Origin of the sequence: Streptomyces sp. AM8-1-1 (assembly GCF_032229325.1) — a bacterium.
In the GTDB taxonomy this organism is placed as follows: domain Bacteria; phylum Actinomycetota; class Actinomycetes; order Streptomycetales; family Streptomycetaceae; genus Streptomyces; species Streptomyces achmelvichensis.
Genome location: NZ_CP135086.1, coordinates 8,296,109 through 8,309,466 on the forward strand (window position 1 = coordinate 8,296,109; position 13,358 = coordinate 8,309,466).

Annotated in this window: 8 protein-coding genes; 5 read left to right on the plus strand and 3 right to left on the minus strand. The window is 68.1% G+C overall.

Going from position 1 to position 13,358, the window contains the following annotated elements:
* Positions 1 to 139 precede the first annotated feature (139 nt).
* The 3 genes from RPQ07_RS36970 to RPQ07_RS36980 all read left to right on the plus strand — a co-directional run bounded on the left by RPQ07_RS36970 (position 140) and on the right by RPQ07_RS36980 (position 5,478).
* Positions 140 to 3,358 (plus strand): cytochrome P450, encoded by a 3,219-nt coding sequence (locus tag RPQ07_RS36970; protein WP_313948637.1) that lies wholly within the window; start codon positions 140 to 142, stop codon positions 3,356 to 3,358.
* Positions 3,359 to 3,490: 132 nt separating this feature from the next.
* Positions 3,491 to 4,537, plus strand: coding sequence for a zinc-binding dehydrogenase (locus RPQ07_RS36975; protein WP_313948638.1), 1,047 nt, complete (start codon positions 3,491 to 3,493; stop codon positions 4,535 to 4,537).
* Between the two features lie 266 nt (positions 4,538 to 4,803).
* On the plus strand, positions 4,804 to 5,478 hold the full coding sequence (locus RPQ07_RS36980) for a TetR/AcrR family transcriptional regulator (protein ID WP_313948639.1): 675 nt from the start codon (positions 4,804 to 4,806) through the stop codon (positions 5,476 to 5,478).
* Between the two features lie 161 nt (positions 5,479 to 5,639).
* On the opposite strand, the gene RPQ07_RS36985 is transcribed toward RPQ07_RS36980, so the two are convergent.
* The 3 genes from RPQ07_RS36985 to RPQ07_RS36995 form a co-directional block, all read right to left on the minus strand.
* Complete coding sequence (locus tag RPQ07_RS36985) at positions 5,640 to 6,221, minus strand: TetR/AcrR family transcriptional regulator (protein ID WP_313948640.1); 582 nt, start codon at positions 6,219 to 6,221, stop codon at positions 5,640 to 5,642.
* A gap of 673 nt (positions 6,222 to 6,894) precedes the next feature.
* On the minus strand, positions 6,895 to 9,072 hold the full coding sequence (locus RPQ07_RS36990; protein WP_313948641.1) for a SpoIIE family protein phosphatase: 2,178 nt from the start codon (positions 9,070 to 9,072) through the stop codon (positions 6,895 to 6,897).
* A gap of 347 nt (positions 9,073 to 9,419) precedes the next feature.
* Positions 9,420 to 11,246, minus strand: a complete 1,827-nt coding sequence (locus tag RPQ07_RS36995) for a glycoside hydrolase family 15 protein (RefSeq protein WP_313948642.1) — start codon at positions 11,244 to 11,246, stop codon at positions 9,420 to 9,422.
* Positions 11,247 to 11,734: 488 nt separating this feature from the next.
* Here RPQ07_RS36995 and RPQ07_RS37000 point away from each other — a divergent pair, with 488 nt between their 5' ends.
* Positions 11,735 to 11,953: a ferredoxin gene (locus tag RPQ07_RS37000; protein ID WP_313948643.1), complete on the plus strand. Its 219-nt coding sequence runs from the start codon at positions 11,735 to 11,737 to the stop codon at positions 11,951 to 11,953.
* Positions 11,950 to 13,353, plus strand: coding sequence for an NAD(P)/FAD-dependent oxidoreductase (locus RPQ07_RS37005; protein ID WP_313948644.1), 1,404 nt, complete (start codon positions 11,950 to 11,952; stop codon positions 13,351 to 13,353). The genes RPQ07_RS37000 and RPQ07_RS37005 overlap by 4 nt, the downstream gene beginning before the upstream one ends.
* The last annotated feature ends 5 nt before the right edge of the window (positions 13,354 to 13,358 follow it).

The following is a 13,358-nucleotide window of genomic DNA, read 5'->3' on the forward strand; positions in this document are numbered from 1 at the left end:
AGCAGTCGCTCTCGCGGGGAGGGGGTTGCGTCGACGTTCCGTACGGCGTATGGTTCTTTCCATACGACGTATGTTTCTGTGATGCAGCACAGCATCGACCGGCGCCCTTGCCAATCCCTCTGACACAAAGGAGCACGTCATGACCACGTCGAGCGACCTTCGCCCCATCCGATCCCCGCGTGGGGTACCCCTCCTCGGCCACACGCCGCAGATCCCCAGCACCAACCCCGTCGAGTACTTCGGCGAACTGGCCAAGCAGTTCCCCGAGGGGCTCTACGGCCTGAAGATCGCAGGCGTCGAGCAGGTCTTCGTCTGGGACCCGGACCTGGTGGCCGAGGTCTGCGACGAGACGCGGTTCTTCAAGCAGATCGACAAGACGCCGCTGTCCCATGTCCGGGACTACACGGGTGCGGGCCTGTTCACGGCCCACCAGCACGAGGAGGAATGGGGCATGGCGCACCGAGTCCTCCTCCCGGCCTTCAGTCAGCGGGCCATGAAGGGCTACTACGGGCAGATGCTGGAGATTGCCCAGAACCTGGTGGGCAAGTGGGAGCTCAGGGAGGGGGAGTCGGTCAACATCACCGACGACTACACCCGGCTGACCCTGGACACCATCGCCCTGTCGGGGTTTGGTTACCGGTTCGACTCCTTCGCCAAGGAGGATCTGCACCCCTTCCTCAAGGCGCTGCTGGAGGCGCTGGTTGAGTCGCTGAAGCGCTCGCAGGAGCTGCCGATGATGACCAAGATGCGCAAGGCCGATGACAAGAAGTACCGCGAGAACATCCAGCTGATGCGGGACCTGGTCGAGAGTGTGATCAAGGGGCGCCGTGAGGGGGAGCGCACCGCTGAGGATGACCTGCTGGGGCTGATGCTGGAGGCCACGGACCCGGAGACCGGCAAGGGGCTGGAAGACGACAACGTCCGTGACCAGGTGGTGACGTTCCTGATCGCCGGTCATGAGACCACCAGTGGTCTGCTGTCGTTCGCCACGTACTCGCTGATGCGTAACCCGCAGGTGCTGGCCCAGGCCTACGCCGAGGTGGACCGGCTGCTGCCGGGCGACACGGTCCCGGACTACGACACGATCATGCAGATGGACGTGATCCCGCGCGTCCTGGAGGAGACCCTGCGCCTGTGGGCTCCCATCCCGATGATCGGTAAGTCCCCGATCGAGGACACCGTGATCGGCGGCTGCTACGAGCTGAAGAAGGGTGCACAGGTCAACCTCCTCGAGGGCCCGCTGCACACCCACCCCAAGGCGTGGGACCGGCCGGAGGAGTTCGACATCGAGCGGTGGCTGCCGGAGAACCGGGTCAACCACCACCCGCACGCCTACAAGCCGTTCGGCAATGGCGTGCGTGCCTGCATCGGCCGGCAGTTCGCGCTCACCGAGGCCCGTCTGGCCCTCGCACTGGTGCTGCAGAAGTTCAAGTTCGTCGACTCCAACGACTACAAGATGGACGTCAAGGAGGCGCTGACGCGCAAGCCCGGCGGCTTCGAACTGAAGGTGCGCTCCCGTCGGGAGCACGAGCGGACCGTGTTCGGCGCCGTGGAGGACCTGCAGAGCAACGACACGCAGGCGCAGGCCGCGGTCAGCGGTGTCGGGGTGAACCTGACCGTCGCCTACGGCTCCAGCCTCGGCTCGTGCGAGGACCTGGCGCGCACCATCGCCGACCGCAGCGAGCGCTCCGGTTTCGGCACCACCATGGTCGGCCTGGACGAGCTGGGCGACAACCTGCCCACCGAGGGCCTGCTGGTGGTTGTCGCCTCCAGCTACAACGGCAAGGCCCCGGACAACGCGCAGCGTTTCGACGACCTGATTGCCGCTGGCCTTCCCGAGGGCTCACTGAAGGACGTGCGGTTCGCGCTGCTGGGTGCCGGTAACACCCAGTGGGTGGCCACCTACCAGGGCTTCCCCAAGCGGATCGAGGCAGGCCTGCTGGCCGCCGGCGCCACCCCCGTCATCGAGCGGGGCACCGCGGACGCGGCCGGTGACTTCGACGGCATGGCCTCCCGCTGGATGGACAACCTCTGGGCCACCCTGGCCGAGGAGTACGCCGCCGACACCTCCCAGGCCAGCGGCCCGCGCTACCAGGTGCAAATGCTTACTGAGGCCGACCTGCGCCCCGCGATCGTCTCCGAGCAGGCCTACCCCCTCACGGTGGTCGCCAACGAGGAACTCGTGGCCGACGCGACCGGGCTGTGGGACTTCAGCCTCGAGCCGCCGCGCCCGTCGGCGAAGTCCATCACCATTCAGCTGCCCGAGGGCGTCACCTACGACACCGGCAACCACCTGGCCGTCTTCGCCAAGAACGAGCCGGCCCTGGTCGACCGCACCCTCGCCCGCCTCGGCGTCGACCGCGACCAGGTCCTGCGCCTGGACCAGCCCGCAGGCGGCCGGACGCACCTGCCGGTCGGCACGCCGGTCACCGCGGGTCTACTGCTCACCGAGTTTGTGGAGCTGCAGGATGTGGCAACCCGCAGCCAGGTGCGCATCTTGTCCGGGCACACCCAGTGCCCCTGGACTCGGCCGCAGCTGGAGGCGTACACGGCGGACACCGAGGAAGCCGAAGAGCGCTACCAGAAGGAGATCCTCGGCAAGCGCGTCTCGGTGCTGGGTCTGCTGGAGCGCTTCCCGGCGATTGAACTGCCGCTGGCCGACTTCCTGGAGATGATGGGGCCGATCCGTCCCCGCTTCTACTCCATCTCCTCTGCCCCGCTGGCCAACCCGGGTCACGTGCGCCTGACCGTCGGCCTGCTGGAGGGACCGGCCCTGTCCGGTGACGGCCAGTACCGCGGTACCTGCTCCTCCTACATCGCAGGCCTGGAGCCGGGAGACGTCTTCTACGGCTACGTGCGGGTGCCTTCGCCGACCTTCGCCCCGCCCACCGACTCCACCACGCCGCTGATCCTCATCGGCCCCGGCACCGGCATCGCGCCGCTGCGCGGCTTCCTGGAGGAGCGCGCCACGCAGCAGGAGAACGGCATCAAGGTCGGCCTGTCGCAGGTGTTCGTCGGCTGCCGCCACCCGGAGCACGACTACTTCTACCGCCAGGAGATGCAGGACTGGGAGCAGTCCGGGATCGCTCAGGTCCACACCGCGTACTCCGCGGTGACCGGCCACCCGGCCCGCTTCGTGCAGAACGCCATCGCCAACGCCGCCGACACGGTGTGGCAGGCCATTGAAGACGGCGCGTACATCTACGTCTGCGGTGACGGGCGCCGCATGGCGCCCGCCGTGCGCGAGGCCCTCGCCGCGATCTACCGCGAGCACACCGGCGGCGACGACGAGGCCGCCCAGCAGTGGCTCGCCCAGCTCGAGGCCGACGAGCGCTACCAGCAGGACGTCTTCGCCTGACCCCCAGACGCCGGGAGGCGTGCGGCCGTCCTGACACCCGCACGCCTCCCGGCCATCACCGGCTCACCAGACATCACACGGCACTCATCGGTCGAACCGCCGGGGCCTGCCGCTGACAGAAAGCAGATCACCATGAACACCATGCTCGCAGGACGCTTCCACCTGGACAGCAAGAAGTTCGTCGTGGAAGAAGTCCCCGTCCCCGTGCCCGGCCCGGGCGAGGTCCTCATCGAGGTCAAGGCCGCCGGCGTGTGCCTCTCGGACGTCCACCTGATCGATGGCACCCTCGTCCCGCTGTTCGCCACCTCCGACGTGGTCACCGTCGGCCATGAGGTCTCCGGTGTGATCCACACCCCCGGACCTGACCTCAAGCGCGACCTGACCGTCGGCACCCGCGTCACCCTGGAGGCCGGCAAGACCTGCGGCCAGTGCGCCGGCTGCGTGCGCCACCGCCCCTGCACCCAGATGCGCACCGCCGGCATCGACTACGACGGCGGCTGGGCCCAGTACACCGTCGCCCGCGAGGACACCCTCATCCCCATCCCCGACAGCCTCCCCTTCGACCAAGCCGCCATCATCCCCGACGCGGTCTCCACCCCCTACGCAGCCATCGTCGCCACTGCAGGCGTACGCCCCGCCCAGTCCGTGGGCGTCTGGGGCGTCGGCGGAGTCGGTGCCCACAACGTACGCATCGCCCGCCTGGTCGGCGCCGCACCGATCATCGCCGTCGACCCGCTGCCCAGCGCCCGGGAACGAGCCCTGGCCTTCGGCGCGGACGTTGCACTCGACCCAACCGCCCCCGACTTCGCCGAGCAGGTACGCACGGCCACTGCCGGACGAGGCCTCGACTTCGCCTTCGACTGCGCCGGCGTTCCCGCCGTCCGAGAGCAGGCAGCCGCCGTGCTCGGTCTCGGCGGCTCCCTGATCCTGGTCGGCATCACGCCCAAGCCCCTCACCATCACTGAAGGCCTGACGTTCAACTACATGCAGAAGCAGGTGCGCGGCCACTACGGCGGCTTCCCCGAATCCGTCACCGAGCTCGTGCAGCTGACCGCATCCGGCCGCCTCGACCTTGCCCCCTCCATCACCGACCATGTCCCGCTCGCCGACGCCGCCGACGCCGTCCACCGGCTGGAGAACAAGATCGGCGACCCGATCCGACTCATCCTCGTCCCCTGACACCTGTCCAGCGGGATATCAAAGCCACCTCGGGCATGGGGTGAGTGGGCGCCGGCGCTTGAGGGAGCGCCGGCGCCCACAGTTTCCGGCACCTGCAGGCCTGACACGCGAAGACTCCGGGCCAGGTGAGGCCGGTAGGGACACGGCGGCGAGCTGACCCCTCCCGCCGCAGCCGTGAAACCGCTGCTGCCGACTCGTAACCAGGTACCGCACTCGGCGTCCTCCGTAGCGGCGCACACGACTGAAGTGAGAAAGGAGTCATGCAGATGACCGACGTGCTGGGCCGCACGCCGCAGCGCCATGACGCGCGCTCCAACCGCACACGTATCCTCGCGACCGCTCGGCAGGAACTGGGAGACAACCCCGACGCGAGTCTCGAGACCATCGCTCAGGCGGCCGGCGTCGCGCGGCGCACCCTCTACGGACACTTCTCCAGCCGGCTAGCGCTGATCGCCGCCTTGACGCAGGAAGCAGGCCGAACGCTTCAACAGGCGTTCGCCGCCGCCCGTAGTCCAGGTGCCGACCCACTGGAGGCGATGGCGCGGATGGCCCTGGCGGCATGGGTGGTGGGTGACCGGTACCGCTTGCTCATCTCGCTGGGGCGCCGCGATCTGGGAGTGGCGGCCATCCGAGCCACCCTGACACCGGCGCGCGAAGAGGCCATCGCGACCGTGCGTCGTGGTCAGGAGGAAGGCGTGTTCGCGGACCATGTTCCGGCGCCTGTCCTCGCCCGGGCGCTGGAAGCGCTGATGCTGGCCCTCGCCGATGAGAACGCCGCGTCCACCTGGGCGGATCCCACAGGTGAGGCGGCGGCGACCATGCTCCTCGTCGCCGCCGGCGTAACACCACAGGTGGCTGCGCTCCGCGTGCGTGACGTTATGTATGAGTCAGAGGGCATGCACGGCGTTCCGACAGCTGCGCGGTCTGCACGAGCATGTTGATGGTGACGGACCAGCGGTGGCCTGCCGTCCGCCGCTGAGCGTCGCGCCTTGGGTGAGATGGCTGACCAGGCTCCTGCGTCCGCTGTTCACTGCCTCAGCGGGCAGTCACTGATGCGGGGAGACGCGTGCATCAGCGGAGTCCACGGCCGCCGCCCGCTTCGTTATGCCTCCTTGCGGATTCGTGCGATTTGGCTCTCCAAGCCGGCGATCGTGGCGTCCAGCGCATAGTCGAACATCGTGTCGACCACGTCCTTCGCGGGTGGGGACGCCTCTTCACCGTCGGGGCCCGAGGGCGCCGGGGGGAGGGTGGTCCACCGCTGGAGTGCCCCGTTCAGTTCGCTGAGCAACAGGCCCGTGAAGACCGCGACCAGGGAGGCAGCGACGCGCGGGATTGCGGAGGCCGGCAGTTCGGCGGCGGCCAGTGTGTCGGTGAGTCCCCGCCAGAACGGGTCTTCCGGCTGAACGTAGTCGGCGCGCGCGAAGGAGTACTTCATCAGCTTGGGGTGGCGGTGTGCCAAGGCGCGGAAGTCCAGAGCCAGTTGGCGCATGCGGTCCTGCCAGGGAATGTCCTCCAGTTCTTCCTCGCGGAACTGCGAGCCGACGCGCGCTGCCACCCCGTGCAGCAGAGCGTCCTTGTTCGGCACGTGGTGGTACAGCGACATCGGATTCGCATCCAACGCGGTCGCGAGCTTGCGCATGGTGAGCGCTTCGACCCCGTCGGCGTCGATGAGCTGCAGTGCCATGGCGTAGATGCCGTCCGTGGTAAGCGGGACGTCCCTCTTCCTGGTCCCCCGGGGGGCCTTCCTTTGCTTTTCCATACGACGTACGGTACCATCCAGAAGTTCCGTACGCAGTATGGAACGAAGGGGGCGCTGCGGCTGCTTCCGCACCCAACAGCGCCCCTGCACCTCCCCCAGGGGCAGCAGTCTGACGCTCTCGTCCCTTGAGCGACAGCTCAAGAGCCGTCCTGAAGCCACCTCGGGCAAGGGGTGAGTGGGCGCCGGTGGCCCCCGACACCGGCGCCCACGGCATCCTTCCTGAACATGGCCAACATGAATGGCCCGCAAAGACCGGCCTAGCAACTCGGCTCGATCAATCCGGACTCAGCACGATCGCGACTGGAACCAGCAACTGCCTTCGGGCCGGCTTGAAAACCTACGGATGCACACGGTCACTGGGTGAAAACGGCGCCCGACAAGGCGACTTCAGGCGTTCTTCCGCAGCGGGAGACCGAGCGGTCCCTCATCCCATTAACAGCCCGCCCCTGTTGATGCTAAAGGTTCGTACTTCGTGCGACATGTCGACGCCACTGGCACGCTGCGTGCAACCACGCCGCCGCTTTGCCCGGCGTGCCGTGTGTGGCCCAGGACGGCACCGCTTGTCAGGGCAGCGGCCGACCATCAGCGCGGGCTGCCTCTACACCACCTCAGGAAGCCCCTCCAGGTCCAGGTCCAGCGCCGCACCACCGAAGAGCTCCGGTGCGTCCAGGGTGCACTCCGCCCAGACCGTCTTGCCTCGTCGGGCATGGCGTGTTCCCCAGTGTTCGGAGAGTTGAGCGACGAGGAACAGGCCTCGCCCGCCCTCGTCGAGGACACGAGCGCGACGCAGATGTGGAGTCGTGCTGCCGGCGTCCGCGACCTCGCACATGAGGGTGCGGTCGTGGATGAGACGCAACTGGATGGGAGGGAGGCCGTAGCGGATGGCGTTGGTGACCAGTTCGCTGACGACCAGTTCGGTGGTGTATTCGAGTTCTTCCAGTCCCCAGGTGGTCAGCTGTTCGGAGACGTTGGCTCTGGCCCGGGCGACTGCGGCAGGGTCGGCGTCTACGTCCCAGGTGACGACCTGACGGTCCCCGAGGGTGTGGGTGCGGGCCAGGAGGAGTGCCACGTCGTCGTGCGGCCGGTCGGCGGGCAGCAGCGCATGGAGGACGGTGTCGCAGGTCGCTTCCAGGGAGGAGGCGCTGGTCTGCGCGAGGGAGTGGGACAGTCGGGTGAGGCCCGCCTCGATGTCGTGGTCGAGGGCCTCGATCAGGCCGTCGGTGTAGAGGGCGATGAGACTGCCTTCGGGCAGGTCGACCTCCGCCGTCTCGAAGGGGAGGCCGCCCAGGCCGAGCGGTGGGCCGGCGGGCAGATCGAGGAAGTCGACGGTTCCGTCGCGGTTCACCACTGCGGGCAACACATGCCCCGCGCGGGCGAGTGTGCAGCGGCTGGCGACAGGGTCGTACACGGCGTACAGGCAGGTCGCGCCGATGTCCCCTGCGGATTCGGTGTCCACTTCTGCAGAGGCTTCGGCGGCCAGGCGGATGACGACGTCGTCGAGGTGGGTGAGCAGTTCGTCGGGTGGAAGGTCGATGTCGGCGAGGGTGCGCACAGCGGTCCGTAGTCGGCCCATGGTGGCGGCGGCGTGGATACCGTGCCCGACCACGTCGCCCACGACCAGGGCGACCCGGGCACCGGACAGCGGTATGACGTCATACCAGTCGCCGCCCACACCCAGCTGGGCGGCAGCAGGGAGGTATCGGGAGGCGACCTCCACGGCGGACTGCGGGGGGGAGCTTTGAGGGAGCAGGCTCCGCTGGAGGGTGAGGGCGGTGACGCGCGCCTGTGTGTAGTGGCGGGCGTTGTCGATGTCTGTCGCCGCCCTGCCCGCGATCTCCTGCATGAGGAGCAGATCCTCGTCCTCGTCCTGGCCGGGCTTGCTGTGCCGGAAGAACTGAGCGACACCCAGCGTGTTGCCATGGGCGCACAGCGGTACCAGGAGCGTTGCTACGGACGGGCCGAAGTGGTGCCGTGAGGGCAGGCCGGTGACCAGGGCGCGAGCCGTGGGGGATCCGTCCGGATAGCTGTGGAGCTGCTGCGGCGGGATCGAGAGTTCCCGGTGGATCTCCGGATAGGTCGTCTCGGGGTAACCCTCCGCCACGGACCGCTGGGCGACCCGTCGGACCACGAGGGCGCCCTCCGCCATGACGCCGTCTGCGGTAGTCGAGTCGAGGAGGTCTACGGCGACGGCGTCGGCGAAGTACTCGGTGGCCAGGTCCGCCAGCTCCTGGGCGCTGCGGGCAATGTCCAGTGTCGTTCCGACTCGTACACTCGCCTCGTTCAGCACCGACAGCCGCCGCTGCACCCGGTGATCTCGCTCCTCCTGGAAGGCCAGGACGCCCGTCTCCGATGTGCGGTCCACGTACTCGGTCGCCAGCGCGAGCAGCCTGCGCGTCGCCGCGCTGATCAGCTCGGCGTCGCCGGAGAATCGAGGCAACTCTTCGAGCAGCCGGTCGAGGATGCGGCTCTGCGCGAGGCGGAAGGCGCGCAGCATCGCTGTGACCGGCTTGTTGCGCTGAGCCAGCCGACGCGCGCGCTCCACGTCGGCGGTTGGCGGTTTGATCTGCCGCGGCTCGATGCCGTGCTCGATGCCGAAGAGGAGGGCGGTGACATGCTCGGCGACATTCTCCCCGGTCATCTGCGCGATATCCGGTTCGTCCCACAGCTCGGGGACCTCGCGCCGCAGGCATTGCTCTACGTCGTGGATCAGCTCGTCCGCTCGCGGGCTGAGTTCATGCGCGGCACGAGACAGAAGACTGTCCGCGGTGAAGTCCACACTGACGAGGTTACGCCGTCCAAGCCGACCGTGAAGCCCTCGCATTCCGGCTGAGGTCTTCGCGGCGTCTGGGAGGAGCCCCGGTCTCACAGGCGGTCGTGGTCAAGGACGCCATGGCGCTAGTTGTCTCCGGCATCTGTCCCATCATTCGTCCCCTTCAGGTTGTTCCCGTCCCGGCGGCGGTCGCGCGTCTCGGAGCTTGGCGTTCTGCGGAGGGGGCGGGTCCTCGACCAGGCGTGCCGTGCCGAGGTGGGGGATCAGCGTGACGAGCGGCGCAGGCTTCCCGCATGAGCCGGGGATCAAAGGCTCTTGCGGTGACTGCTCTTGGGAGCCGCCGGGTCTGCCCGTCAGCCCAGCGCGCGGTCGAGGTTGTAGGCGGCGCTGATGAGGGCGAGGTGGGTGAATGCCTGGGGAAAATTGCCCAGTTGCTCTCCGGTGTGGCTGATCTCCTCGGCGTACAGCCCGAGATGGTTGGCGTAAGTGAGCATCTTCTCGAAGGCCAGGCGGGCTTCGTCCAGGCGTCCGGCGCGGGTGAGGGCCTCCACATACCAGAACGAGCAGATGGAGAACGTGCCTTCGTCGCCTTCCAGGCCGTCGGGGCTTGCCTTGGGGTCGTAGCGCCAGACCAGGGAGTCGGAGACCAGTTCGTTGCCGAGGGCATCGAGAGTGGAAAGCCACACGGGGTCGTTGGGAGCGATGAACTTGGTCAGCGGCATCATCAGCACAGCGGCGTCCAACACGTCGCCGCCCTCGTACTGGACGAACGCCTGCCGGGCGGGGGACCAGCCCTCGTCCATGATCCGACGGTAGATCGTGTCGCGGACCGGACCCCAGCGGACGAGCTCGGCCGGCAGGCCGCGGTGCAGCGCGATGCGGATGCCGCGGTCGATGGCCACCCAGCACATCAGACGGGAATAGAGGAACTTCTTGCGCCCACCGCGGGTCTCCCACACACCTTCGTCGGGCTGGTCCCAGTGCTCGCAGACCCAGTCCACCACGTGGCACACGCCACGCCATTGGCCGCTCAGGAGGGGTTCACACCACTTGTCGTACAGGTACACGGAGTCGAGCAGGGCGCCGTAGATGTCCAGCTGCAGCTGGTTGACGGCGTCGTTGCCGACCCGCACGGGCGCCGAGCGCCGGTAGCCCTCTAGGTGGGGCAGCTCGCGTTCGGGCAGTTCGGAACGCCCGTCAATGCCGTACATGATCTGCAGCGGGCCGGACAGACCGTCCTCGGGGCGGTCACTGTGCTGGGTGAGAAAGCCCATGAACGCCTTGGCCTCCTCGGTGAAGCCGAGCCTGAGCAGGGCGTAGACGGCGAACGCGGCGTCGCGTACCCATACATAGCGATAGTCCCAGTTGCGGCCGCCGCCGATCTGCTCGGGCAGGCTGGTGGTGGGGGCTGCCACGATCGCGCCGGTGGGGACGTACGTGAGCAGCTTGAGGGTGAGGGCGGAGCGGTTCACCATCTCCCGCCATCGGCCGCGGTAGCGGGACTGCTGCAGCCAGCGCCGCCAGAAAGTGACCGTGGCGGTGAACGCTTGCTCGGCCTCCGCATGCGGGCACCCGCGCGGCGGGGCGTTGCCGCTGACCCGGTCGACGGCGAAAACCGTCGTCTCCCCCCGGGAGAGTTCGAACTGCGTCCATACGTCCTTCCCGTCACACTCCAGCGGCACCGTGGCGGTCAGCGCCAAGGACAGCGAGTCGGAGGTGAACAGGGCAGTCCGGTCCTGCATCCGGACCGTGTGTGGATGGGCGCCGTAGCCGAAACGGGGGGCAACCCTGGCCCGGAACTGGATCTTCCCGCGGATGCACACCACCCGCCGGATCAGTCTGTGGGGGTCGTCGTCTTCGTTGGCGTCCGTCACCGGCATGAAGTCCTGGATCTCGCCCAGCCCGTCCTCGGTGAAGAACCGGGTGATCAGCACGTTGGTGTCCGGGAAGTAGAACTGTTTGGTTTCGGCCGGCACGGCTGCGCGCAGCTCGAACGCCCCGCCCCGGCGCGCGTCGAGGATGGCGGCAAACACACTCGGGGAGTCGAAGGAAGGGCAGCAGTACCAGTCGATGGTCCCGTCCGTGCTGACCAGGGCCGCCGTACGCAGATTCCCGATCAGGCCGTGCTCAGCGATCGGCGGATACCGGACGGCTTTGCGCTGTGTCGGTGTTCCGGACATCTCAGCAGCCTCCCTGTGCTCTTGCCACTCCTTGAGTTCTTCCCGATCGCAGGGGTCATCAGGCGGGCCCGGCGGGCCGGGCGGCGGCGGTGCGGGGTACGAGACCACGGTGCGTTCGTTGCCGACCGCCACGTTCCGCATGGAGCAATCTGCCCTGATAGCGGAGTTGTGGTCTTGGGGGGCGGGGTGAACTATCCTATAGGTAACGGAATGTCCGGGCGCGCTTTGGTGTCGACGCCCCTTAGGGGATCGTCCGTCGAGCCGTGTCGCCTGTCGCCTGTCGCTATGCGTTGCGGCAAGGGAGCTCCGTCGCGAAGAAGAGCGAACTTGCCGGGCGTTGAGCCCTCTGGTCCTCGGCCGGGGCGATGGGTGGGTTGTCCAGCCGGGTCGCCTGACAGTGGCCTGTTCCCCCGCAAAGTTGAGGCATAGCCGAATGACTTCGCCGGCAGTCGTTGTGATGCGGGAGGCGACGAGGAAGGAGTCTGCCCATGCGGATCGTTGTAGACCTGAATCGGTGTCAGGGATATGCGCAGTGCGTGTTTCTGGCACACGACGTCTTCAGATTGAGTGGTGAGGAGGCACTCACCTACGAGCCGAACCCCGATGACGAGCGGCGTTTGCAGGTTCAGCGAGCAGCCGCGGCGTGTCCGGTACAGGCGATCCTGATCGACCGCTTGGACGGCGCGGAGCGGAGTGTGACGTCATGACCATGCCGGCAACCGTCGCGGAGCTGGTGCGCGACTTCAAGGCCAACGGACGGATCGTCATCGTCGGTGCCTCCCTGGCGGGCTTGCGCGCGGCCGAAGCCCTGCGCGAGGAGGGCTTCAGCGGGTCTCTGACCCTCATTGGGGATGAGCTGCATGAGCCCTACGACCGTCCTCCGCTGTCCAAGCAGGTGCTCAAAGGCTGGGTGCCGGCCGACCATACCAAGCTGCCCCGCCTGCGAGAAGTGAGTGCGGAGTGGCGGCTCGGGGTGGCCGCGACCGGGTTGGACCGGGCTACCAGGCAAGTGCGCCTGGCCGACGGCGAGCAGGTCCCGTACGACCGGTTGCTGATCGCCACGGGCACCCGCGCGCGGCGGTGGCCGAACCCGGACGAAGCCTCCCTGGAGGGGGTGTACTCGCTGCGCTCGTGTGATGACGCTGCGCGGCTGGAAAAGGCGCTGGCCGCGCGGCCGTCGCGCGTCCTGATCATCGGCGGCGGGTTCATCGGCTCGGAGATGGCCTCCGTTTGCCGAGAACTCGAAATCCCGGTGACCGTCGCCGAGCGGGGCTCGGCGCCGCTGGTCGGCGCGCTCGGGGGAGTGATCGGCAAGATCGCCGCGGAGATGCAGCGCGACCACGGCGTGGACCTGCGCTGCGGGGTGGGCGTGTCCTCGCTGGAGGGCGACGCGAGCGGACACGTGCGGCGTGCTCGGCTGTCGGACGGGACCATCGTCGAGGCAGACGTGGTGGTGGCCTCGCTCGGGTCGATCCGCAACGTGGAATGGCTGGAGGGCTCCGGGCTGGCGGCCGGCTTCTGGGGCATCGGCTGCGACGCCGGCGGTCGCGCCTTCGACATCAACGGAGTGGTGACCGACACCGTCTACGTGGTGGGGGACGTGGCGCGCGCGCCCCACGTGCTGTACGAGTACCAGTTCCTCGCGATGGAGCACTGGGACAATGCCGTCCTTGGTGCCGAGGTCGTGGCCCACAACATGGTGAATCTCGATCCTGACTACTATCCGCATCTGTTGCTGCCCGGCTTCTGGTCCGGTCAGTTCGGCGTCAACATCAAGTCTGTCGGCGTGCCGACGTTCGGCGACGAGATCGTCTTCACGCAGGGGTCGGTCAAGGAGCGCCGCTTCGCCGCCGCCTACGGTCGTCGGGGCCGTATCGTCGCCGCCGTCACCTTCGATCACGGCAGGTGGCTGGAGCACTACGGGCGGCTGATCGAGCAATCGGCTCCGTTCCCGCCCCCGCCGCCGGGTTGGGATCGGCCGGACGACATGAACCCGATGCCGGCCGAGTTCCCCGCGCCGGGCGTCCCGACGGAGTTGCCCGACGTTGTCTTGACCGGCCATGACCCGAACGAGCGAAGGGCCGAGTTCCGGCCTCGACGCCGCTGACGCGC